Source organism: Enterobacter sp. CM29, from assembly GCF_013179605.1.
Classification (GTDB): domain Bacteria; phylum Pseudomonadota; class Gammaproteobacteria; order Enterobacterales; family Enterobacteriaceae; genus Enterobacter; species Enterobacter intestinihominis.
On sequence record NZ_JABMCU010000057.1, the window covers coordinates 1 to 22,563 of the forward strand.

The 22,563-nt window shown below is 56.3% G+C and carries 24 protein-coding genes and 2 pseudogenes; 18 read left to right on the forward strand and 8 right to left on the reverse strand.

What is annotated here, in order from left to right:
- From osmY to clcB, 5 genes and pseudogenes are all read left to right on the forward strand, one after another.
- Positions 1–472, forward strand: a pseudogene (osmY, locus tag HP459_RS09445) (osmoprotectant ABC transporter permease OsmY); the annotation flags it as partial.
- Positions 473–490: 18 nt separating this feature from the next.
- Positions 491–1,390 (forward strand): osmoprotectant ABC transporter substrate-binding protein OsmX, encoded by a 900-nt coding sequence (gene osmX / locus HP459_RS09450; RefSeq protein WP_017694085.1) that lies wholly within the window; start codon positions 491–493, stop codon positions 1,388–1,390.
- An 8-nt stretch (positions 1,391–1,398) separates the two neighbouring features.
- Complete coding sequence (osmW, locus tag HP459_RS09455) at positions 1,399–2,046, forward strand: osmoprotectant ABC transporter permease OsmW (protein WP_063148135.1); 648 nt, start codon at positions 1,399–1,401, stop codon at positions 2,044–2,046.
- Positions 2,046–3,194 carry an osmoprotectant ABC transporter ATP-binding protein OsmV gene (gene osmV, locus HP459_RS09460; protein WP_022647969.1) on the forward strand — a complete coding sequence of 383 codons (1,149 nt, stop codon included), beginning with the start codon at positions 2,046–2,048 and terminating at the stop codon, positions 3,192–3,194. Before osmW ends, osmV begins: the two co-directional genes overlap by 1 nt.
- A gap of 104 nt (positions 3,195–3,298) precedes the next feature.
- Complete coding sequence (gene clcB / locus HP459_RS09465; protein WP_023299996.1) at positions 3,299–4,609, forward strand: voltage-gated ClC-type chloride channel ClcB; 1,311 nt, start codon at positions 3,299–3,301, stop codon at positions 4,607–4,609.
- On the opposite strand, the gene bioD is transcribed toward clcB, so the two are convergent.
- The 3 genes from bioD to HP459_RS09480 form a co-directional block, all read right to left on the reverse strand.
- Positions 4,544–5,239, reverse strand: coding sequence for a dethiobiotin synthase (gene bioD / locus HP459_RS09470; protein ID WP_171936144.1), 696 nt, complete (start codon positions 5,237–5,239; stop codon positions 4,544–4,546). The genes clcB and bioD overlap by 66 nt on opposite strands.
- Before the next feature lie 131 nt (positions 5,240–5,370).
- Positions 5,371–6,591 (reverse strand): sugar metabolism global transcriptional regulator Mlc, encoded by a 1,221-nt coding sequence (mlc, locus tag HP459_RS09475; RefSeq protein WP_171936145.1) that lies wholly within the window; start codon positions 6,589–6,591, stop codon positions 5,371–5,373.
- A gap of 121 nt (positions 6,592–6,712) precedes the next feature.
- Positions 6,713–7,618 (reverse strand): LysR family transcriptional regulator, encoded by a 906-nt coding sequence (locus HP459_RS09480; RefSeq protein ID WP_022647965.1) that lies wholly within the window; start codon positions 7,616–7,618, stop codon positions 6,713–6,715.
- A gap of 121 nt (positions 7,619–7,739) precedes the next feature.
- Between HP459_RS09480 and HP459_RS09485 the strand changes: the two genes are divergently transcribed.
- The 4 genes and pseudogenes from HP459_RS09485 (at position 7,740) to HP459_RS09505 (ending at position 12,105) form a co-directional block, all read left to right on the forward strand.
- Positions 7,740–8,993, forward strand: a complete 1,254-nt coding sequence (locus HP459_RS09485; protein WP_022647964.1) for an MFS transporter — start codon at positions 7,740–7,742, stop codon at positions 8,991–8,993.
- Between the two features lie 74 nt (positions 8,994–9,067).
- Positions 9,068–10,551 (forward strand): annotated as a pseudogene (locus HP459_RS09490) (carboxypeptidase M32).
- Positions 10,552–10,699: 148 nt separating this feature from the next.
- The gene (asr, locus tag HP459_RS09495; RefSeq protein ID WP_046620052.1) at positions 10,700–11,005 is read left to right on the forward strand and encodes an acid resistance repetitive basic protein Asr; all 306 of its coding nucleotides are present in this window, start codon (positions 10,700–10,702) and stop codon (positions 11,003–11,005) included.
- A 278-nt stretch (positions 11,006–11,283) separates the two neighbouring features.
- The gene (locus tag HP459_RS09505; RefSeq protein ID WP_023299991.1) at positions 11,284–12,105 is read left to right on the forward strand and encodes a serine protease; all 822 of its coding nucleotides are present in this window, start codon (positions 11,284–11,286) and stop codon (positions 12,103–12,105) included.
- A 5-nt stretch (positions 12,106–12,110) separates the two neighbouring features.
- Here the strand turns inward: HP459_RS09505 and mdtI are convergent, their stop codons facing one another.
- Together mdtI and mdtJ are read right to left on the reverse strand one after the other, a co-directional pair.
- Positions 12,111–12,440 carry a multidrug/spermidine efflux SMR transporter subunit MdtI gene (mdtI, locus tag HP459_RS09510; protein ID WP_022647960.1) on the reverse strand — a complete coding sequence of 110 codons (330 nt, stop codon included), beginning with the start codon at positions 12,438–12,440 and terminating at the stop codon, positions 12,111–12,113.
- Positions 12,427–12,789 carry a multidrug/spermidine efflux SMR transporter subunit MdtJ gene (gene mdtJ / locus HP459_RS09515; RefSeq protein ID WP_032624865.1) on the reverse strand — a complete coding sequence of 121 codons (363 nt, stop codon included), beginning with the start codon at positions 12,787–12,789 and terminating at the stop codon, positions 12,427–12,429. Before mdtJ ends, mdtI begins: the two co-directional genes overlap by 14 nt.
- 420 nt (positions 12,790–13,209) lie before the next feature.
- On the opposite strand from mdtJ, the gene HP459_RS09520 reads away from it, so the two are divergent.
- Entirely contained in the window at positions 13,210–14,250 is a 1,041-nt protein-coding gene (locus tag HP459_RS09520) for an AI-2E family transporter (RefSeq protein ID WP_003857467.1), read from the forward strand.
- Here the strand turns inward: HP459_RS09520 and HP459_RS09525 are convergent.
- Both HP459_RS09525 and HP459_RS09530 read right to left on the reverse strand, forming a co-directional pair.
- Positions 14,247–15,194: a zinc-dependent alcohol dehydrogenase family protein gene (locus tag HP459_RS09525; RefSeq protein ID WP_108367658.1), complete on the reverse strand. Its 948-nt coding sequence runs from the start codon at positions 15,192–15,194 to the stop codon at positions 14,247–14,249. The genes HP459_RS09520 and HP459_RS09525 overlap by 4 nt on opposite strands.
- Positions 15,187–16,221 (reverse strand): LLM class flavin-dependent oxidoreductase, encoded by a 1,035-nt coding sequence (locus tag HP459_RS09530; RefSeq protein WP_022647957.1) that lies wholly within the window; start codon positions 16,219–16,221, stop codon positions 15,187–15,189. Before HP459_RS09530 ends, HP459_RS09525 begins: the two co-directional genes overlap by 8 nt.
- Positions 16,222–16,429: 208 nt before the next feature.
- On the opposite strand from HP459_RS09530, the gene yajD reads away from it, so the two are divergent.
- Positions 16,430–16,777 (forward strand): HNH nuclease YajD, encoded by a 348-nt coding sequence (gene yajD / locus HP459_RS09535; protein ID WP_006808895.1) that lies wholly within the window; start codon positions 16,430–16,432, stop codon positions 16,775–16,777.
- A gap of 67 nt (positions 16,778–16,844) precedes the next feature.
- Here the strand turns inward: yajD and HP459_RS09540 are convergent, their stop codons facing one another.
- On the reverse strand, positions 16,845–17,291 hold the full coding sequence (locus HP459_RS09540) for a hypothetical protein (RefSeq protein ID WP_063148140.1): 447 nt from the start codon (positions 17,289–17,291) through the stop codon (positions 16,845–16,847).
- 255 nt (positions 17,292–17,546) lie between these two features.
- Between HP459_RS09540 and HP459_RS09545 the strand changes: the two genes are divergently transcribed.
- The 7 genes from HP459_RS09545 to pqqF form a co-directional block, all read left to right on the forward strand.
- On the forward strand, positions 17,547–18,566 hold the full coding sequence (locus HP459_RS09545) for a dipeptidase (protein ID WP_023299988.1): 1,020 nt from the start codon (positions 17,547–17,549) through the stop codon (positions 18,564–18,566).
- Between the two features lie 138 nt (positions 18,567–18,704).
- On the forward strand, positions 18,705–18,776 hold the full coding sequence (pqqA, locus tag HP459_RS09550; RefSeq protein ID WP_002905689.1) for a pyrroloquinoline quinone precursor peptide PqqA: 72 nt from the start codon (positions 18,705–18,707) through the stop codon (positions 18,774–18,776).
- 55 nt (positions 18,777–18,831) lie between these two features.
- Positions 18,832–19,749, forward strand: coding sequence for a pyrroloquinoline quinone biosynthesis protein PqqB (pqqB, locus tag HP459_RS09555; RefSeq protein ID WP_048965714.1), 918 nt, complete (start codon positions 18,832–18,834; stop codon positions 19,747–19,749).
- 2 nt (positions 19,750–19,751) lie between these two features.
- The gene (gene pqqC, locus HP459_RS09560; protein ID WP_023306095.1) at positions 19,752–20,507 is read left to right on the forward strand and encodes a pyrroloquinoline-quinone synthase PqqC; all 756 of its coding nucleotides are present in this window, start codon (positions 19,752–19,754) and stop codon (positions 20,505–20,507) included.
- Positions 20,508–20,509: 2 nt separating this feature from the next.
- Positions 20,510–20,788, forward strand: a complete 279-nt coding sequence (gene pqqD / locus HP459_RS09565) for a pyrroloquinoline quinone biosynthesis peptide chaperone PqqD (RefSeq protein WP_003857508.1) — start codon at positions 20,510–20,512, stop codon at positions 20,786–20,788.
- A complete protein-coding gene (gene pqqE, locus HP459_RS09570; protein ID WP_126314829.1) occupies positions 20,775–21,917 on the forward strand; it encodes a pyrroloquinoline quinone biosynthesis protein PqqE in 1,143 nt (380 codons plus the stop codon). Before pqqD ends, pqqE begins: the two co-directional genes overlap by 14 nt.
- 5 nt (positions 21,918–21,922) lie before the next feature.
- The coding region (gene pqqF / locus HP459_RS09575; protein ID WP_171936146.1) for a pyrroloquinoline quinone biosynthesis protein PqqF at positions 21,923–22,563 on the forward strand (641 nt) is incomplete at its 3' end.

Genomic DNA, 22,563 nt, shown 5'->3' on the forward strand with positions numbered 1-22,563 from the left:
GCAAATCTTTAACGTGGGCAACACCCTGCCGCCGCTGGCCGTTCTGGCGCTGGCGATGGTGGTGATTGGCATCGGTGATAAACCGGCCATTATCGCCCTCTTTCTCGCTTCTTTGCTGCCAATTGTGCGTAACACCTATGCCGGGCTGTGCTCTGTTCCCGCGTCGTTGCTGGAAGCGGCAAACGGCATCGGCATGACCAAATGGCAGCGCCTGCATCAGGTCGAAATTCCTAACGCCTGGCCGGTGATGCTTTCCGGTATTCGCATTGCCACTGCGATTAACGTCGGTACCGCACCGCTGGCATTCCTGATTGGCGCCAGCAGCTACGGCGAGCTGATTTTCCCGGGGATCTATCTGAATGACTTCCCGACGCTGATCCTGGGCGCGGCGGCCACCGCCCTGTTCGCCCTGATTCTGGATACGCTGCTGGCGGCACTGGGTCGACTACTGAGCCCGCATCTCGCGCGATAATTATAACAAGGAGCTTCTATGAGACTGTTTTCCGGCCTGACGGCGCTGTGCGCCGCCGCGCTCTTCACCAGCCAGGCGCTCGCCGCGCCGCTGATCCTGGCAACAAAGAGCTTTACCGAGCAGCACATTCTCTCGGCCATGACCGTACAGTATCTGCAAAAGAAAGGATTTCAGGTGCAGCCGCAGACTAATATTGCGACGGTGATTTCCCGTAACGCGATGATTAACAAGCAGATTGATATGACCTGGGAGTACACCGGCACGTCGCTGATCATCTTCAACCATATCAACAAACGCATGTCGCCGCAGGAGTCATACGAGACGGTGAAACGCCTCGACGCAAAGCACGGTCTGGTGTGGCTTAAACCTGCCGATATGAACAATACCTATGCCTTTGCCATGCAGCGCAAGCGCGCCGAGGCTGAACATATCAATACCATGTCTGAGATGGTGGCAAAGATTGAGCAGATCCGTAAAACCGATCCAGATAACAACTGGCTGCTGGGCCTTGACCTGGAATTTGCCGGGCGTAGCGACGGGATGAAACCGTTGCAGGCGGCCTACAACATGGAGCTGGACCGCCCGCAGATCCGCCAGATGGATCCGGGGCTGGTCTATAACGCGGTGCGCGACGGGTTTGTCGATGCCGGGCTGATCTACACCACCGATGGGCGCGTGAAGGGCTTCGATCTTAAAGTGCTGGAAGACGATAAAGGCTTCTTCCCGAGTTACGCCGTGACGCCAGTTGTTCGAAAAGACACGCTGGAGGCTAACCCGGGGCTGGAGGAGGCGCTGAACACCCTCTCAGCCCAGCTCAACAACGACGTTATCACCGAACTGAATAAAAAGGTGGATATCGACCATCAGTCACCGCAGCAGGTCGCCCGTGATTTCCTGCGTAGCAAACAGTTGCTGTAGGAGGCGCTATGGAGACGATTCACTATATTCTCGACAACTGGGACTATCTCTTAACCCTGACGCTGCAACACCTCTGGCTGGTGGCACTCGCCGTGGGCATGGCGATTGTTATTGGCGTGCCGCTAGGTATTTTAATTGTCCGCCATAAATGGCTGGCAACGCCGGTGCTGGGGATTGCCACCATTGTGCTCACCATCCCGTCAATTGCGCTTTTCGGCCTGATGATCCCGCTCTTTTCGCTGATCGGTCAGGGCATTGGCGCCCTGCCCGCGATTACGGCGGTGTTCCTCTATTCACTGCTGCCGATTGTGCGCAACACCCACACGGCGCTCGACAGCCTGCCACCCGGCCTGCGCGAAGCGGGACGCGGCATCGGCATGACCTTCTGGCAGCGTCTGCGCTGGGTGGAGATCCCGATGGCGCTGCCGGTCATTTTTGGCGGCATCCGCACCGCCGTGGTGATGAACATCGGCGTCATGGCGATTGCTGCCGTGATTGGCGCGGGCGGTCTGGGCCTGCTGCTGCTTAACGGTATTGGCGGGAGTGATATTCGTATGTTAATTGCGGGCGCGCTGATGATTTGTCTTTTAGCGATTGTGCTCGACTGGTTGCTGCACCGTTTGCAGGTGGTACTGACTCCGAAGGGGATTCGATAATGATAAAACTGGAAAACCTCACCAAACAATTTTCACAGAAGCACGGCCAGACGTTTAAGGCCGTCGACAACGTCAATCTGAACGTGCCTGAAGGGGAAATGTGCGTGCTGCTCGGCCCGTCCGGCTGCGGGAAAACCACTACCCTGAAGATGATTAACCGTCTCATTACGCCAAGCAGCGGGACGATCCTGATTAACGGCGAAGACACCAGCGGGATGGACACCGTGACCCTGCGCCGCAACATTGGCTACGTGATCCAGCAGATTGGCCTGTTCCCGAACATGACTATCGAAGAGAACATTACCGTCGTGCCGCGCATGCTGGGCTGGGACAAAGCGCGCTGTAAATCCCGTGCCGAGGAGCTGATGGATATGGTGGCAATGGATCCACATAAATTCCTTCACCGCTATCCGCGCGAAATGTCCGGCGGTCAGCAGCAGCGTATCGGCGTCATCCGCGCGCTGGCAGCGGATCCTCCGGTCCTGCTGATGGATGAACCATTCGGCGCGGTTGACCCGATTAACCGTGAGGTGATCCAGAACCAGTTCCTGGAGATGCAGCGCAAGCTGAAAAAGACCGTGATGCTGGTGAGCCACGATATTGACGAAGCGCTGAAGCTGGGCGACCGTATTGCCGTCTTCCGTCAGGGGCGTATTGTTCAGTGCGCCAGCCCGGACGAGCTGCTGGCGAAACCCGCCAATGAGTTTGTCGGCTCGTTTGTTGGTCAGGACCGGACGTTGAAACGCCTGCTGCTGGTATCCGCGGGCGACGTCACCGACCAGCAGCCGACGATTACGGTACGCGAATCGACGCCGCTGCCAGAGGCCTTCGCCACCATGGATGACAACGATATTCGCGCCATTACCGTGGTTGATGATCTCGGCAAACCGCTGGGCTTTGTGAAGCGCCGCGAAGCGCGTAATGCCAGCGGCAGCTGCGGTGATATTCTGCATCCGTTCCGCATGACAGGTAAGGCCGAGGATAACCTGCGCGTGGTGCTTTCTCGCCTGTATGAGAGCAACACCAGCTGGATGCCGATTGTGGACGAGGACGGACGCTATAACGGCGAGATATCCCAGGATTATATTGCGGAGTATTTGAGTTCCGGGCGTACGCGCCGGGCATTGAATATTCATAGCGAGAGTTAAGCATTCAGGCCGGGTACTGCCCGGCCTTTTTCCGCACGCATACCTTTTGCTAACCTCACGTTTTCCCGCCACAATATCGTATCGTCCCCGTTAATCACGACTTCATGCAACGTCTTCACGCATACCCCGACATCCGCGCGATGTTTCGCCGTCTCCTGATTGCTACCGTCACCGGCGTGCTGGCAGCGCTGGCCGTTGCGGTGTTCCGCCACAGCATGTATCTGCTGGAGTGGTTGTTTCTCAGCAACGAAAGCGGAAGCCTGGTGAACGCCGCTGCCGCGTTATCGCCCTGGCGGCGGGCGCTCACGCCTGCGCTGGGTGGTCTGGCCGCGGGAGTGCTACTGTGGGGATGGCAGCGCATGACGGCACAACGTCCCCACGCCCCGACCGATTATATGGAGGCGCTGGAAACGGGTGATGGCCAGTTTGATTACGGCGCCAGCCTGGTGAAATCCCTCGCCTCGTTGCTGGTGGTCGCCAGCGGCAGCGCCATCGGCCGGGAAGGCGCCATGATCCTGCTTGCCGCCCTCGCTGCCTCCTTTTTTGCACAACGTTGTACGCCGAAATCCGAATGGAAACTGTGGATCGCCTGCGGTGCCGCCGCCGGGATGGCCAGCGCCTATCATGCGCCGCTGGCGGGCAGCCTGTTTATCGCAGAGATCCTGTTTGGCACACTTATGCTGGCCTCCCTCGGCCCGGTGGTGATTGCCGCTGTGGTGGCCCTGCTAACCACGCGCCTGTTAAGTCCCGGCGCGAATACACTTTATGATGTCCATCTCAGCGAGATGCTTACGGCGGTGGATTATTTCCTGATCGTTGGCGTGGGTCTGCTGGCTGGGCTGTGCGGCCCGCTTTTGATGTGGCTAATGGCTTTCAGTCATTCTCTGTTTCTGCGTCTCAAACTTTCACCGCCGTGGCAGCTGGCGCTGGGGGGGCTGATCGTCGGGCTGCTGTCGCTGCTGACGCCGAAGGTATGGGGGAATGGCTACAGCGTGGTTCAGGCGTTTTTGCAGTCGCCGCCGCTGCTGTCGGTAATTGCCGGCGTCTTTATCTGCAAGCTCCTGGCGGTGCTGGCAAGCAGCGGGTCCGGCGCACCGGGAGGCGTGTTTACGCCAACCTTGTTCGTTGGTATGGCAACGGGAATGCTGTTTGCGCAGATCTTTGCGCTGTGGTTTCCTGGCTCTGAGACGGCGATCCTGCTTGGGCTGGCGGGTATGGCGACGCTGCTCGCCGCCACAACGCATGCGCCAATCATGTCGGCCTTGATGGTATGTGAAATGACCGGGCAGTATTTTTTACTTCCCGGTTTGCTGGTTGCCTGTGTTGTGGCGTCGGTATTGTCGAGAACGCTACGCCACGACTCGATCTACGGCCAGCATACCGCCGAAAGCCGAGAGATCGATATAGTGCGCTAATTCGCGCTGCTCGGCGCGGGGCAGATAAGGCAGTTCGCCTACCAACGGGCCAGGCAGCTTTTTGCTCAGCACGTCGATGATTTCTGCGTAGTGCGCAAGGCCCGGGTTAATACGGTTCGCCACCCAACCAATCAGTGGCAGGCCGTCATTAGCGATAGCCTGCGCCGTCAGCAAGGCATGGTTGATGCACCCTTCCTGAATGCCCACGACCATAATCACCGGCAGCTGCTCCTGCACCACCCACTCGGAAAGGGGACGTAAATCGTTCATCAGGCTGCGCCAGCCACCGGTCCCTTCAACGACAACGTGGTCAACCTTTTCACTCAGATTTGCCAGGCCATCAGAGAGCAGACTGTAGTTGATAAGCCCACTGTGAGCGACGCTGCTTTCCTCTTCGCTTGACGCGATGGGATTGACGGCATCATAAGGCAGTTCCAGAGACGAGACGCTTTGCAGAACCAGGGCGTCCTTATTGCGCAGCCCTTCTGGCGTCTCTTTACTGCCTTTTGCTACCGGCTTGTATCCTGCAACGCGTTTACCGCTTGCCGCCAGGGCCTGAAGTAACGCGCGGGATACGACGGTCTTCCCGACAGACGTATCCGTACCAGTAATAAAGAAACGCTTAAGCATGACTCATTCCACCTCTTGGGTATGCTTCAAAAAATATAAACCAGGTAAATAATTCAGTGGGGAAAGTCTACGGGAAGCGTGCGCTACCCGGCTTGAGATAGCGCAATTTTTCGTACATCTATGGAAAAGAGTTAGCCCTGAAGCAAACGAATCAGTAACGAGCCGTTGTACATCGCATCTTTTACCAGCGCGGCGCCAGCCATCGTACCCTGGTTGGAAAATTGCGTACTTTCCACCACGATGTTTTTACTGTACGCGGGAAGCGCCTGCTGGTTGATGCAGGCGGAAATCGCCGGAAAGAGGATATCCGCCGCCTGGCTGAGCGGGGAGCCGATCAGTATTTTTTGCGGGTTAAACAGGTTCACCATAATGGCCAGAATGCGCCCGACATTATTGCCCACGCCGGTAATGATGTCCTTCGCCAGCAGATCGCCCTGCCTTGCCGCAGTGCATAATGCCTCGACGCTCAACGGTTGACCGTGCAGCCTGGAGCTCATTGACTGGCTGAGCCGCACCTGCGCCAGCTCCAGCACGCTTTCGACGCTGGCAATCGTCTCCAGACAACCATGATTACCGCAGTAGCAGCGTTTTCCGTACGGATCGACCTGCGTATGGCCAATCTCCACCAGGCTACTGCTGCCAGCATGCAACAGACGCCCGTCGGTGATCACACCTGCGCCAACGTTATGATCAATCACCACCTGAATCACGTCGCGCGCGCCCCGGGAAGCGCCAAACAACGCCTCCGCCATCGTCCAGGCGCTGATATCATGCTGAATGTAGACCGGCACACCGGTGTGGTTTTCCAGCACGTCGCCCAGCGGCATCTCTTTGACGTTTTCATAAAACGGCATGCGGTGCACAATGCCATTTTCGGTATCAATAATTCCCGGCAGGGTGATCGCAATCGCCGTTAAACGTTCAAGGCGCTGCTGGTGACGAATAAAGAACTGGTCGATGTGGGTCAGAATGGCATCGAGGAGTGGTTGCTCTGCATCGAGCGGGAGTTCCAGCCGGTCTTCCACCACCAGCTTGCTGCTGAGGTCGCGCAGCGCGAGGAAGATTTCCCCGCGGCTAATTCGCAGCGACAGGTAGTGCCAGGCTTCCGTTTCCACCACCAGCCCTACCGCCGGACGGCCACGGCTGCCCGGCTCCTGAATTTCTGTCTCCTGAACCAGATGGGCTTCCAGCATTTCGCGGACAATCTTGGTAATACTGGCGGGTGCCAGTTGTGCCAGGCGCGAAAGATCGATACGCGAAACCGGACCCAGCTGATCAATCAGGCGATAAACGGCGCCCGCGTTGGTCTGCTTGATCTGATCGATATGCCCTGGCTGACTATCAGCAACCACCTCGTACTCCCTTATTTTCGAGCTTCGAAATAAACTGAGGGCTATGGTGAAGCACTTCAATGGCTGACGTCAAATTTTTACTTAGCCATGTGATTTACTGCACATTTTCGCCCGCTTTTCCCTATAAATAACGCCCGTGAGAAGCGGTAATTAATTGTTCTTTGAAACGCTGTGCCGCATGGCTCTGTTCATGATGTTTAGACCACACCAGCCACATCTCCGAGACCGCATCCTGCTCGGCAATATTCACCCAGCGCATTTCCGGCAGTTGTACCCGTTTAAACGAGGCCGGAAGAATCGACACGCCAAGCCCTGCGGCAACGAGACCAATGATCGTCATGGCTTCCCCCACTTCCTGCGCGATAGTCGGGACAAGGCCATATCGCCGCATCAGACCAAGAATATCGTCATACAATCCGGTACCCACCTGTGGGTCAAAAAAGACAAAGGGTTCTTTCGCCAGTTCAGCCAGCGTGACGCTATGCTGCGCGGCGAGCGGGTGATCCCGGGGGATCATCGCCATCAGCGGTTCGCGGAGGATCACCTGCCACGCCAGGGTATCAGGCAACTGCGTGTTACGCATTAGCCCCAGGTCGAGCGATCCTTCATTAAGCGGCGATATTTGCTCCCGGGTATTGATTTCGCGCGTCTGAATATGCACATCCGGAAAGTTACTGCGAAACGAGGATAGCGTTTGTGAAACAGCGCTGATGAAGGGGGCCGACGAGGTAAACCCGATGCGCAGCTCTCCCGTCTCCCCGAGATGAAGCCGTTCCGCTCTGGCGGCGGCGTCCACCACCATACTCAGGATCTGTCGGCTATCGGCGAGAAACTGTTTTCCCGCCGCCGTCAGGCTCACGCTGCGGTTGGTTCGCGCCAGCAGACGCGCCCCAACCTGCTGCTCAAGGATCTGGATCTGTTGGCTCAGCGGTGGCTGGGAGATATTCAGCCTTGCCGCAGCACGACCAAAATGGAGCTCTTCAGCGACGGCGACAAAATAGCGCAGATGGCGCAGCTCGATATTCATATTTTTAAAGTATCATTTGAGATTATTAATATATTAGACAGAATATTTACATTTTCCTACCCTAATCTTGTGGTCATACCCGTCACCAGAAACCACGGGGAAGTTTAAGCAAGGATTATGTGTGAGCCGTACAACGACCGTTGATATCGCGCCGGCCAGCGACATTGATGATTTACCCGCAGTACCGCAGCCGGTTCAGTTTATAAAACGTGGTACCCCCCAGTTTATGCGCGTCACGCTGGCGCTCTTCTCAGCGGGTCTCGCCACTTTCGCCCTGCTCTACTGCGTTCAGCCGATCCTGCCGGTTCTGTCGCATGAATTTGGCGTGTCGCCAGCCAGCAGCAGTATTTCGCTCTCCATTTCAACCGGGATGCTGGCGATCGGTCTGCTGTTCACCGGGCCACTTTCAGATGCCATCGGGCGTAAGCAGGTCATGGTAACGGCGTTAATGCTGGCCTCCGTGTGTACCTTGCTGTCCACCATGATGACCAGCTGGCACGGCATTCTGGTCATGCGCGCGCTGATTGGGTTATCCCTCAGCGGCGTGGCGGCGGTCGGGATGACCTATCTCAGCGAGGAGATCCACCCGAGTTTCGTGGCCTTCTCCATGGGGCTGTACATTAGCGGGAATTCTATCGGCGGGATGAGCGGACGCCTGCTCAGCGGTGTGTTTACCGATTTCTTTAACTGGCGCATTGCGCTGGCCGTAATCGGCTGCTTCGCCCTCGCTTCGGCGCTAATGTTCTGGAAAATCCTGCCGGAATCGCGCCATTTCCGCCCGACTTCTCTGCGTCCGAAAACACTGTTTATCAACTTCCGTCTGCACTGGCGCGACAAAGGTTTGCCGCGATTGTTTCTGATGGGATTCCTGCTGATGGGGTCATTTGTCACGCTGTTTAACTATATTGGCTACCGGCTGATGCTCTCGCCGTGGCATCTTAGCCAGGCATTGGTGGGTTTGCTCTCTGTGGCGTATCTCACCGGGACATGGAGTTCGCCAAAAGCGGGCGCCATGACCGCGCGCTTCGGCCGTGGTCCGGTGATGCTGGTGTCCACAGCTGTGATGTTGTTCGGACTGCTGATGACGCTTGTCTCTTCCCTGTGGCTGATCTTTGCCGGAATGCTGCTCTTCTCTGCGGGATTCTTTGCCGCGCATTCTGTTGCCAGCAGCTGGATTGGCCCACGCGCGCGCCGCGCTAAAGGTCAGGCTTCGTCTCTGTATCTGTTCAGTTACTATCTCGGTTCCAGCATTGCCGGGACTCTCGGCGGGGTGTTCTGGCATAACTACGGCTGGAACGGCGTGGGCGGATTTATCGCGCTGATGCTGTGCGCGGCACTGCTGGTGGGCGCGAGCCTGCATAAACGACTGCATTAACATTCAGCCCTCTTCGTGTTTAAATCGAGCCGATGCTAATTTTTGTCATCGGCTGATTCAGACACGAGGACTTCATGAAAAACAATAACTATCAACAACTCACCCGCACCTTCCAGCGTCTCTCCCGCTTCTCTCACCTCTCCTCCATCGCCAGCTGGGACATGTTTACCATGATGCCGCCCGGCGGCAGCGCCGCGCGCGGTGAAGCGCTGGCGGAGATGAGCGTCCTGCAACATCAGATCCTGACCGATAAAAAAGTGGGTGAATGGCTGGCGGCGGCGGCAGAAGAAGATCTGAACGACGTTGAGCAGGCCAACCTGCGTGAAATGACGCGCCACTACCAGCAGGCCACTTTACTTCCGGAATCGCTGGTAGAGGCCAAATCGCTGGCGGGCAGCAGGTGTGAACACGCCTGGCGTACTCAACGTCCGGCCAACGACTGGCAGGGCTTTTCAGCCAACCTGAAAGAGGTGGTGAAGCTCAGTCGTGAAGAGGCCCGCCTGCGCGCTGAGGCTAAAGGCTGCACGCCTTACGACGCGCTGCTGGATATCTTTGAACCCGACATGACAAGCGCTCGCCTGGACGTGCTGTTCGGCGATCTGAAGTCCTGGCTGCCGGAGCTGCTGGCAAAGGTTGTGGAAAAACAGGCTCAACGATCGTTCGTTCCGCCACAGGGTCCCTTCCCGACCGCCACGCAGCGCGAGCTGGGCCTGGAAGCGATGAAAATGCTTGGCTTCGATTTTAACGGCGGTCGTCTGGACGTTAGCGCCCACCCGTTCTGCGGCGGCGTTCCGGAAGATGTGCGTATCACCACGCGTTACGATGAAGACGAGTTGCTCAGCGCGCTTTTCGGCGTGATCCACGAAACCGGACATGCCCGCTACGAGCAAAACCTTCCGCGAGCGTGGGACGGCCAGCCCGTTGCGCTGGCGCGCTCTACGGCGATCCATGAATCCCAAAGTCTGTTCTTTGAAATGCAGCTGGGCCGCAGTGAGGCTTTCCTGAGCATTTGCTTCCGGCGGTCCATGCCCGTTTCGGCAGCCAGGCGGCATTCAGTGAAGAGAATTTTATTGCCTGGAATCAGCGCGTGAAACCGGGCTACATCCGCGTTGACGCAGATGAAGTGAGCTATCCGGCGCATGTGGTATTGCGCTATGAGATTGAGCGCGCGCTGATCAATGGCGAAATCGAAGTGGATGATATCCCCGCGTTATGGGATGAGAAAATGCAGGCCTGGCTTGGATTATCCACCAAAGATAACTACCGCAACGGCTGTATGCAGGACATCCACTGGACCGACGGCGGTTTTGGCTACTTCCCGTCTTACACGCTGGGGGCAATGTATGCGGCACAGCTGTTCCATGCCGCCAAAACTGCGCTGCCCGGGTTGCAGGCATCCATTGCCGGGGGCGATTTCTCGGCGCTGTTTGACTGGCTGCGTCAGAATATCTGGCAGCACGGCAGCCGTTTCAGCACGTCGCAGCTCATCACCCAAGCCACGGGTGAAGATCTGAATATCCGCTACTTCCGCGAACACCTGACGTCCCGCTACCTGTAAACGAACGCGCCGGGGGCCACCCCGGCGTTGTACATATGGTTACACGCCGATACCAATCACTCACGGAAACCCCGAATTTACAGGGATATAGTTATTTCAACGGCCCCGCAGTGGGGTTAAATGAAAAACCAAATTCGAGGGTATGAAAATGAAAAAAGTATTAGCTCTGGTTGTTGCCGCTGCTATGGGTCTTTCTTCCGCTGCATTCGCGGCTGAAACTACCGCCACCGCAGCGCCTGCGGCATCCACCGCTGCTCCGGCCAAAACGGTTCACCATAAAAAACATCACAAAGCGGCTAAACCAGCGGCAGCACAGAAAGCGCAGGCCGCGAAAAAGCACCACAAAAAAGCGACAAAACCTGCGGTAGAGCAGAAAGCCCAGGCGGCTAAAAAGCATCACAAAAAAGCGGCAAAACACGAAGCGGCTAAACCTGCTGCACAGCCAGCAGCGTAAGAGTACAAGCTTAACCGTGCCCTTCGGGGCACGTTGGTAAACCGGCGCTGAACGGGATTGCGGTCAGCGCCGTTTTTTTATCCGGAGGGCGTATGCTGCGGCGCTATCGGTTTGAGTTCATTCTTATCCTGCTAATTTTATGCGCGCTCATCGCCAGCCACTTTTATCTTTCCTGAATGTAGCACGCTGATTTTACTCCCACTTTCTCGCCGTCGCGTCTATAGTATTTTCATAGGGTTCACTTTTAATAATCATAATTACCCCCACCAGAGTGTGATATGCGTAAATCTGTTGTGTTGTTACTGGGAACGTTTAGCCTTTTTGCAGGCTTTTCACATGCGGATGAGGGCGACGATGACGCCATCAGCGCCAAAGAGGTAAAGACGCTGTTTTTTGGTCATGACGATCGTACGCGTGTCACCGATCCTACCGAAGCGCCCTGGGATGCCATCGGGCAACTGGAAACCGCCAGCGGCAATCTATGTACCGCAACTCTCATAACGCCACGCCTTGCGCTGACGGCGGGTCATTGCCTGTTAATGCCGCCCGAAGGCAAACCGGATAAAGCGATCGCCCTGCGCTTTGTCTCGCAGAAAGGGATTTGGCGCTACGAAATTCACGGTATTGAGGGGCGGGTGGATCCGTCGCTCGGGAAACGCCTGAAACCGGATGGCGATGGATGGATTGTGCCGCCCGGGGCGGCATCCTGGGATTTCGGTCTGATCGTTTTACGTTATCCGCCGTCCGGGATCGCTCCGCTACCGCTCTTTGATGGTGACAAAGACGCGCTCACCGCCGCCCTGAAAGCCGCCGATCGAAAAGTGACGCAGTCAGGCTACCCTGTTGATCACCTCGATTCGCTGTACACCCATACGGACTGCGTGGTGACGGGCTGGGCGCAAAACAGCGTGCTTTCGCATCAGTGCGATACGCTACCGGGTGATAGCGGATCGCCCCTGATGTTAAAAACCGTTAACGGCTGGCAACTGATTGGCGTTCAGAGTTCTGCTCCGGCAGCGAAAGACCGCTGGCGCGCCGATAACCGAGCGTTGGCGGTGACCGGTTTTCGCGACCGGCTGGAAGCCCTGGCGCAGCAGTAGGTCACTCAGGCCAGTTTAATCATGATCATGCCAGCGAGCAGTAATACCAGCCCTATCCAGCCTTTATGGTTTAAACGCTGCCCGAACATAATCCAGCCTGCCGCCAGGGTGGCGGCAATACCGAAGCCGCCCCACAGCGCGTAGGCCACGGACAGATCGATGCCTTTCACCGCCTGTGACAGAGCGCTAAACGCCCCCAGAACCGCGGCAATCGATAACAGGCCGTAGGCTTTGCGACGAAAACCGTCGGAGAACTTCAGAAAGACGTTCGCAATAATTTCCAGAACGATGGCGAAAGCCAGCCAGGCCGCGTGGATCCATTCAAACTGCTGCATGGGTCTGCTCCTTCTGCTGTTTTGCCGGTTTGCGCGTACCCGATTTAATCAGCACGATACCTGCCACCAGGGTCGTCAGCCCGGCAATTTTCATTGTCGTCAGGGTTTCATCAAATATCATGACGCTGAACAGCGTAATCAATAAAATACCAACACCTTCCCACAAAGCGTATGCCACGCCCAGCGCGATTTTTTTAACCGCGAAAGAGAGGAATATATAGGAAAGCGTAATCATGACCAGCATCAAAATAAATCCGGTGCTGCCGTCACTCACGCTCGCCCATTTCATCGACAAGGTGCCGGTAATTTCAGCAACGATAGCCAGAGCTAATAAAATCCAGTAAAACATGTTTTTCTCCTGCTTGAGAATATAATCCATCGAGGCTCGCTGCGAACAGCAAACCAAAAAAGTGGGAATTAAATCAGTTAGCTAAGCGCATAGCGCCAGCTCAGGCAGAAGACGTGACTATAGCGCGGAACGCCAGTGTTGTTCACCGGAAAGCGTGCAGAGGGAGGTAGAAAACAGAGCAGAGTTGTTTGAAAAATACGTCCTGAACAAATTGTCCATAAAATTACAATTATCCGCGGTGTTGCTTCTCGTCTTTGCGGATGAAAATTGTCCTCAGTAGTTGAACACGCCTGATTTGTATCATAAGCCAGGAATTTACTCAAAGCCTTTTCATTTCTTTACCCAGCCTGTTTGATTTTGGTTAGTTTTTTTAATCCGCTTTCCCCTCTATTATAAATAAAAAACTGTTCAGGAACGTCCATGGCCAAACCCATTATCACCCTCAACGGGCTTAAGATCGTCATCATGCTGGGCATGCTGGTGATCATTCTGACCGGCGTTCGTTTTGCGGCCGATATCATCGTGCCTTTTATCCTGGCGCTTTTTATCGCGGTGATCCTCAATCCACTGGTGCAGCGAATGGTGCGGCTACGCATCCCGCGTGTGCTGGCGATAAGCCTGCTTATCAGTATTATTATCGTTGCGATGGTGCTGTTAGTCGCCTATCTGGGAACCTCCCTGAACGAGCTGGCGCGGACGCTGCCGACATACCGCTCTTCCCTGGCGACCCCGCTGCTGCAAATTGAACCCTGGCTGCAACGCGCGGGTATCGAAGTCTCGGTTGAGGAACTGCTTAAATACATCGATCCGAATGCCGCCATGACGATTGTCACCAGCCTGCTGGCACAGCTCTCCAACGCCATGACCTCGATTTTCCTGCTGTTCCTGACGGTTGTGTTTATGCTGCTGGAAGTTCCACAGCTGCCTGCAAAACTCCAGCACATCATGGTGCGTCCGGTAGAGGGAATGGGTGCTATTCAGCGCGCGCTCGACAGCGTTTCACGCTATCTGGTGCTGAAAACGGCCATCAGCCTCGTGACGGGATTAGTGGTCTGGGGGATGCTCGCCGCGCTGGATGTGCGTTTTGCCTTCGTCTGGGGGCTGCTGGCCTTTGCGCTCAACTATATTCCTAACATTGGCTCCGTGCTGGCGGCGATCCCCCCTATCCTTCAGGTGCTGGTTTTCAGCGGTTTGTATGATGCCCTGATTCTGCTGGCAGGCTATCTGGTGATTAACCTTGTCTTCGGGAACATTCTCGAACCACGGATAATGGGACGCGGGCTGGGGCTTTCAACTCTTGTTGTGTTCCTGTCCCTGATTTTCTGGGGCTGGCTGCTCGGGCCTGTCGGCATGCTGCTCTCCGTTCCGCTGACAATTATTGTCAAAATTGGCCTGGAGCAGACCGCCGGTGGACAAAGTATCGCTGTACTGCTGAGCGACATGAGCCATAAGGCCGATTAATTGTCCATCGACAGCATAGGCTTGCCCGTTCTTCCCGCTTCGCGGTAGTTGCCCACTGCCCGCTGCCATTCCGACAGCGGGTAGAGGGTAACATTGCTGCACTGGCTGGCGCGCAGTTTAGGCCAAATGCGCCGAAACTCCGCCTGCCACGCCTCAGCGCTCAGCGCGTCCAGATAGTTACGAATGTGAAACCACGCCACGCGCGGCAACGGCCGCTGCTGGCGGAAGGTCTGCCCGGAGAGTAGCCCGTAACAGACAAAGGTACCGGTTTCGGGCATCACGCTCAGGATCGCCTCCGCCAGGCTGCCGCCCGTGGCGTCGTACACCACCTCCGCTTGCGCGGCGGCAGCGTTGACGGCGGCCGTATCATCTTGCGCAATCGGGACGATCCCCATTTCAGCCAGACGTTGAGCGTGCACGGGCGAGCGATGGATCCCGTAAACCGCCTCTGCACCCGCCTGGCGTGCCCATTGCCCGAGCAGAACAGCGCAGTCAGAACCGGCAGCGGTGAGCAGCACCGTTTTCCCGATCGGAGGATAGCGGTCCAGCATCATCTGAGCGGCAAGCGGGTTGATATACGCCCGCGCGGCAAGAAGCGAGTCGATGTCGTCCGGGACGGGAACCGCATACGCCACCGGGCAGTCGACATAGCGCTGCCAGGTTCCCTGCCCCCGTAACGGCAGGACCCGCTTGCCCAGCAGCGCCGGGTAAGCGGCGGGCGTTTCGGTCACTATTCCGACCCCTTCATAACCGGCTATTGCGGGCAGCGGCGTGCGATGGCGATATGCCCCGGTGATGGGGATGAGATCGGAGGCGTTCACCGGAGAAAAAAGCATGCGCACACGTATCTCTCCCGGCTGTCGCGGTGACAATGGTGTGGTTTCCGCTTGCAGTACCGATTCAGGCTCACCAAACCGGCGATACCAGAGGGCCAGATTACGCATTGCGATCGCGCCATCCCATTTCCGGTGCGACATGTTTCAGGATGGACTCGATCACATGTGCGTTGTATTCCACGCCCAGCTGATTCGGCACGGTAAGCAACAGCGTATCCGCTTCCGCGATCGCTTCATCCTTTTTCAACTGTTCAATCAGCTTGTCTGGCTCTGCGGCATAGCTGCGTCCGAAAATGGCCCGCGTTTTCTCATCCAGATAGCCAACGCTGTCGCTCTCATTGCGGCTTGAACCGAAATACATCCGGTCGCGATCGTCCATCAGGGCAAAAATACTGCGGCTGACCGAAACGCGTGGCTGACGGGTATGCCCTGCCTCGGCCCAGGCCTGTCGGTAGGCACGGATCTGTTTTGCCTGCTGAATATGGAACGGCTCGCCGGTTTCATCATCTTTCAGCGTTGAGCTTTGCAGGTTCATCCCCAGTTTTGCCGCCCATACTGCCGTTGCATTGGAGCCAGCCCCCCACCAGATACGATCGCGTAAGCCCTCTGAATGCGGCTCCAGACGCAACAATCCCGGCGGGTTTGGGAACATCGGCTGTGGGTTAGGCTTCGCAAACCCTTCACCGCGTAATACATCAAGCAGTACCTCAGTGTGACGGCGCGCCATATCAGATTCGTTTTCCCCGTCCTGCGGCACGTAACCAAAATAACGCCAACCATCAATCACCTGCTCCGGGGAGCCCCGGCTGATACCAAGCTGTAATCGCCCGCCGGAGATGAGATCTGCCGCGCCAGCATCTTCCGCCATATACAGCGGATTCTCGTACCGCATGTCGATCACGCCCGTACCGATTTCGATGCGTTTGGTTTTCGCGCCTATCGCAGCCAGCAAGGGGAATGGCGAACTGAGCTGGCGGGCAAAGTGGTGCACGCGGAAATAAGCCCCGTCCGCGCCCAGCTCTTCAGCGGCGACAGCCAGATCGATGGACTGTAGCAGCGTGTCAGCTGCGGTTTGCGTGCCGGACTGGGAAGACGGCGTCCAGTGACCAAACGACAAAAATCCGATCTTTTTCATAGTGGAGTATCCTGATAAAGCATTGCGTTATCCCTACTCTACGCATTAACCGATGAGAATAAATGGTGATTATTTAACGGAATGCTTCAAATAAACTGACAGAAATACGCAAATCACACGCTGCCTTCCCGCAGAGGAGGCATTCTCCTGGCATCTCAAAATGGGATATAGTGTGAACTATTCTCTTTTTTAACAGGTAACATCAGCAATGGCTCTGATCCCCAAAAACTACGCACGGCTGGAAAGCGGCTACCGTGAAAAAGCGCTAAAAATTTACCCGTGGGTCTGTGGACGCTGCTCGCGGGAGTTTGTGTATTCGAATCTTCGTGAACTCACGGTCCACCATATCGACCACGATCACACCAATAATCCGGAAGATGGCAGTAACTGGGAGTTGTTGTGCCTGTTTTGCCATGACCACGAACACTCAAAGTACACCGAAGCGGATCAGTATGGCACCACCGTTGTCGCAGGTGAGGATGCGCAAAAAGACGTGGGTGTCGCCACGTTTAACCCCTTTGCCGATCTCAAGGCGATGATGAACAAGAAGAAGTAATATCGGCGGCTTTACTGCCCATACCTGCCGTATGGGCAGTCAGAAAGATAAAGGTAATGTATTCCAGTCACAGATTGAACAAGGAGACGGCCTTAATATCGGCTTCAGGATTCACGCGTTTTACAGCCTCTAAAAACGCAGCAAAGTTTTGATTAAACACCGTCAGATTATTATAAAATTGCACCTGTTTTTCACGGGTTCCCTCAAGATAGCTCACAGACCAGATCCGCCTGTTATTTACCACTGTCGAGCCCGGCTTAATTTTTACGATAGCCGCCAGCTCAATTTTACGGGTGACGCTATTTATGACCTCGTATAAATACTGCTCATCATAAAAGTAGGTTTTACCTGACGATCCGCCAAACCAGGAAGGATGGGTAGAGATTTTTTTCATTCCCCGGCTGTCGGCAACGATGCGCGTTGGATGCCGAATACGCCTGATGAAAAAGCGCATCAGCATAATCAGTGCCGTGAAAGACAGCACCACGAAAAGAAAATTAATGCTCTCCCGCATATTTCGTTACCTGCCACGCATAACTCAAAGTGGCGAAGTATAGCGTAGCCCGGTAGCTCAGGGAACGTACGCGATGCAATCGCAGATGGAACGGGAAATGCTCTTATCTCGCCACGCAACATGATGTGCGGATTTCCTCAGGGTTAAGTGATATTAACAATTGCTGCTAAGTTGTAAGTTTCTCCTTGCCGGACCGGACAAATCGGTTATCGTGCCTGGCAACTTTCGCAGCAATAAAAAACAGTGGGATGCGCTATGGCGATTTTTGATGGTCACAATGACCTGTTGCTTAATTTATGGCTTCATCATCGCCAGGATCCGGTAACGGCCTTCTTTTCCGGCATTGAGAACGGACACCTCGATTATCCGCGCATGCAGCAAGGCGGATTTTCCGGCGGGCTGTTCGCGCTGTTCGTGCCGCCGCAGGAGTATATCGCCCGCATGGCGCCGCACTACGCCAGCGAGCCGTGGCAACCGATCGACATTCTCTGGCAGCAGTTGACGATCCTCAAGCAGCTTGTCGCACACTCCGATGGACGGGCGCGATTGTGCCTGAGCGCGGCAGATATCGAACGCTGCCGTCAGGATAAGGTGCTGGCGATGGTGGCGCATATTGAGGGTGCGGGCGGTTTTGACGGCGAGGGTGGCGATCTACAGGCTTTCTATGCCGCTGGCGTGCGCAGCATTGGGCTTTTCTGGAACATTGCTAACCGTTTTGGCACTGGCGTTAACGGGGCGTTTCCCGGCAGCCCGGATAGCGGCCCAGGGCTTACCGCAGAGGGTATCGCCCTCATCAAGCACGCTAACGCCCTGAACATGCTGATTGACGTTTCTCACATGAATGAAAAGGCGTTCTGGGATACTGCTCGTCATTCCTCTTCACCGCTGGTCGCCACCCATTCCAACGCCCATACGCTGTGCCCGCAACCGCGTAATCTGACCGATCGGCAACTGCTGGCTATCCGCGACAGCGGCGGCGTGGCAGGGGTCAATTTCGGCAACGCCTTTCTGCGCGCCGACGGTAAACGCGATAGCGATACCCCACTGAGCACAATCGTTCGCCATATCGACTATCTTATTAACATCATGGGCGAAGATCATGTTGCGCTGGGCTCCGATTTTGACGGCATCACGTTACCTGATGATTTGCATGATGTGAGTGGTTTACCGCGGCTAATCAGCGCGTTGCGTGACAGCGGCTATGATCAATTTGTGCTGAATAAGCTGCTGTGGGGCAACTGGCAAAAGGTATTGCAAAATGTTTGGCAACAATAGGTTACGTTGTAAACATTACGTTAATTCCTTACATCTTTCGGGTTGAGCTTTGCCCCACTGTGACGCATTATTTGATGACCATCACAAAACTGGCACAAACAATGGTGTTGGTGCTGTATTTTTAAAGAGGAAAAAACGATGTGGAAGAAACCTGCTTTTATTGATTTACGTCTTGGTCTGGAAGTGACGCTGTACATTTCCAACCGCTAATCGCTCAGCCCGCCATCCGTGCGGGCATTTTTGTTTTACTACCTGGCCTATCTTCATGTTTATTAAAGTCCTCGGTTCCGCCGCCGGCGGCGGTTTCCCTCAGTGGAACTGTAATTGCGCCAACTGTCAGGGTTTGCGCAACGGTACCCTTCAGGCGACCCCCCGCACCCAGTCGTCGATCATCGTCAGCGATAACGGCGAAGAGTGGATACTGTGTAACGCCTCGCCCGATATCAGCCAGCAGATTGCCCATACGCCAGAACTGAATAAGAAAGAGGTTCTGCGCGGCACGCATATTGGCGGCATTATTCTCACCGACAGCCAGATTGACCACACCACCGGGCTGCTCAGCCTGCGCGAAGGGTGTCCGCATCAGGTATGGTGTACGCCGGAGGTGCATGAAGATCTTTCCAGCGGATTCCCGATTTTTACCATGCTCCGGCACTGGAACGGCGGCCTGGTCCATCATCCGATTGCGCCGCTCACCGCCTTTAGCGTGGAAGCCTGCCCTGATTTGCAGTTTACCGCTGTCCCCATCGCCAGTAACGCACCGCCCTATTCGCCGTGGCGCGACCGCCCGCTACCGGGGCATAACGTGGCGCTGTTTATCGAAAACCGCCGCAACGGTCAGACGCTGTTCTACGCGCCGGGTCTCGGTGAACCCGATGACGACATCCTGCCGTGGCTTAAAAAAGCGGACTGTCTGCTGATTGACGGCACAGTCTGGCAGGACGATGAACTGCAGGCCGCTGGCGTCGGGCGCAATACCGGCCGCGATATGGGCCATCTGGCGCTCGGCGATGAACACGGCATGATGGCGCTGCTGGCCTCTCTGCCGGCAAAGCGCAAGATTCTGATTCACATTAATAACACTAACCCGATCCTTAACGAGCAGTCGCCGCAGCGTCACGCCCTCACGCAGCAGGGAATTGAAGTGAGCTGGGACGGGATGACCATCACGCTTCAGGACTAACTATGCACATTCGTGAAACGCTCTCGCCGCAAGAGTTTGAACACGCCCTCCGGGCGAAAGGCGCCTACTATCATATTCACCATCCGTACCATATCGCGATGCATAACGGCGAGGCCAGCCGCGAACAGATCCAGGGCTGGGTGGCGAACCGGTTTTACTACCAGACGACGATCCCGCTGAAAGATGCGGCCATTATGGCGAACTGCCCGGATCCGCACACGCGTCGAAAATGGGTGCAGCGGATCCTCGATCACGACGGCAGCAACGGTCATGACGGCGGTATCGAAGCCTGGCTACAGCTGGGCGAAGCCGTAGGGCTTAGCCGCGACGACTTAATCAGCGAACGCCACGTGCTGCCCGGCGTCCGTTTCGCCGTGGACGCTTACGTTAACTTCGCCCGCCGCGCCAACTGGCAGGAGGCGGCATGCAGTTCGCTCACCGAACTGTTTGCCCCGCAAATTCATCAGTCGCGTCTCGACAGCTGGCCGCAGCACTATCCGTGGATCAAAGAGGAAGGCTATTTTTATTTTCGCAGCCGCCTCAGCCAGGCCAGCCGCGACGTTGAACACGGTCTGGAGCTGGCGAAGAGTTACTGCGATAGCGCAGAAAAGCAGAATCGGATGCTGGAGATCCTTCAGTTCAAACTCGATATCCTGTGGTCGATGCTCGACGCGATGACCATGGCCTACGCGCTACAGCGTCCGCCTTATCACACGGTCACCGACAAAGCGGCCTGGCACACAACCCGACTGGTATAAGCATGCAAAAAAACTCCATCGTCGCCTTTCGTCGCGGCTATCGCCTGCAATGGGAAGCCGCTCAGGACAGCCATGTCATCCTTTATCCGGAAGGCATGGCTAAACTCAATGAGACCGCGGCCGCAATCCTCGAACTGGTCGATGGCCAACGCGACGCGGCGGCCATCATTGCCATACTCAACGAACGGTTCCCGGAAGCCGGCGGCGTGGATGACGACGTCGTAGAATTCCTGCAAATCGCTTATCAACAGAAGTGGATTATTTTCCGTGAGCCAGAATAAACCCGCCGTCAATCCACCGCTGTGGCTGCTGGCGGAGCTGACCTATCGCTGTCCGCTACAGTGTCCTTACTGCTCTAACCCGCTGGACTTTGCCCGGCAGGATCAGGAGCTGACCACTGAACAGTGGATTGAGGTTTTCCGCCAGGCGCGGGCGATGGGCAGCGTGCAGATAGGTTTTTCCGGCGGCGAACCGTTGACGCGTAAAGATCTGCCGGAGCTGATCCGCGCCGCCCGCGATCTCGGTTTTTATACCAACCTGATCACCTCGGGAATTGGCCTGACGGAAAGCAAGCTCGACGCGTTCAGCGAGGCCGGTCTGGACCATATCCAGATTAGCTTCCAGGCTAGCGATGAAGTGCTCAACGCCGCGCTGGCGGGGAATAAAAAAGCCTTCCAGCAGAAGCTGGCGATGGCCAAAGCGGTCAAAGCGCGCGATTACCCGATGGTGCTGAATTTCGTCCTGCACCGGCACAACATCGACCAGATCGATAAAATCATCGAGCTGTGCATCGAACTGGACGCCGACGACGTCGAACTTGCCACCTGCCAGTTCTACGGTTGGGCGTTCCTTAATCGTCAGGGGCTTCTGCCGACGCGGGAACAGATTGCCCGAGCGGAACGCGTGGTTGCCGACTATCGGCAAAAAATGGCCGCCAGCGGCAATCTGACCAACCTGCTGTTCGTCACCCCTGATTATTACGAAGAGCGACCAAAAGGCTGTATGGGCGGCTGGGGGGCGATTTTCCTCAGCGTGACCCCGGAAGGCACGGCGCTGCCCTGCCACAGCGCGCGCCAGCTGCCGGTGGAGTTCCCCTCGGTGCTTGATCAGAGTCTGGAATCCATCTGGTATGACTCTTTCGGCTTCAACCGCTATCGCGGGTTTGACTGGATGCCGGAGCCGTGCCGCTCCTGCGATGAAAAGGAGAAGGACTTCGGCGGCTGCCGCTGTCAGGCCTTTATGCTCACCGGGAATGCGGATAACGCCGATCCGGTGTGCAGCAAATCGCCGCATCATCATAAAATTCTGGACGCGCGACGCGAAGCAGCCTGTAGCGATATGAAAATCGGCCAGCTTCAGTTCCGTAACCGTACCCGTTCGCAGCTTATCTATAAAACCCGGGAACTGTAGCGATAATGACCACCCGCATCGTGGAGCTGGCAGGCGGTTTACGCGCAACGCTAGTGCATCAGCCGCAGGCGACACGCGCGGCGGCGCTGGCGCGCGTGAGTGCCGGAAGCCATCACGAGCCACCGCGCTTCGCCGGTCTTGCGCATTTACTTGAGCACCTGCTGTTCCGCGGTAGCCAGCGCTATCAGGGCGACGATCGACTCATGGCGTGGGTCCAGCGTCAGGGCGGTAGCGTCAATGCCACCACGCTGGCTCGCCACAGCGCATTTTTCTTCGATGTGGCCGCCGATAACCTGTCCGACGGCGTCGCGCGGCTGCGGGATATGTTGCAGGCGCCGCTGCTTTCATGCGATGACATACAGCGTGAAGTGGCGGTCATTGATGCGGAAAACCGGCTCATCCAGCAGCATGATTCCGCCAGGCGCGAAGCGGCGGCACGCCACGCGATGGAAGAACCCACAGTTTTTCGCCGTTTTCAGGTGGGTTGCAAGGATTCTCTGGGGCAGGACCCGGGATCGCTGCAAACCGCGTTGCGCGACTTTCATCGGCGCTATTATGTGGCCGGACACCTGCAATTGTGGCTGCAAGGGCCGCAAACGCTGGATGCGCTGGCCGAGCTTGCCCATACGTTTGCGTCCGGTTTTGC